Raw genomic sequence first — 300 nt, 5'->3', positions numbered from 1 at the left:
GCCACTTGATGCCCTCGTTCAAGAAGTCCACCAGGTAGTACTGGCTCATGTACATGATGCCCTCGTACATGGCCCAGTCGATGGACTCGCCCTCGCCGGAGCGCTCGGCCTTGCGAAGCGCGGCCAGGGAGGCAGCGATGAGCAGGTAGGAGTTGATGTAGTCGCCGGAGTAGGGCATGGTGATCATGGGCTGCTCGGGCGTGCCGTTCTGGCAGGTGAAGCCGGCATAGGGGCCCACGGTGCCGTCTTAGGCGGGGCGCTTCACGCGGTCCGGGTCGCCGAACTTGCCGAAACCGGAGC

The 300-nt window shown here is 64.7% G+C and carries 1 protein-coding gene; it reads right to left on the bottom strand.

The genetic code is table 11. From position 1 onward, the window contains the following. Positions 1 to 238 (bottom strand): CoA transferase (locus PZH32_RS12965; RefSeq protein ID WP_275208668.1); only part of this gene is annotated, 238 nt, incomplete at its 3' end. Between the last annotated feature and the right edge of the window lie 62 nt (positions 239 to 300).

The organism is Adlercreutzia equolifaciens, from assembly GCF_029076695.1.
Taxonomy (GTDB): Bacteria; Actinomycetota; Coriobacteriia; order Coriobacteriales; family Eggerthellaceae; genus Adlercreutzia; species Adlercreutzia equolifaciens_A.
This window is presented reverse-complemented; position numbering and strand designations above follow the sequence as displayed.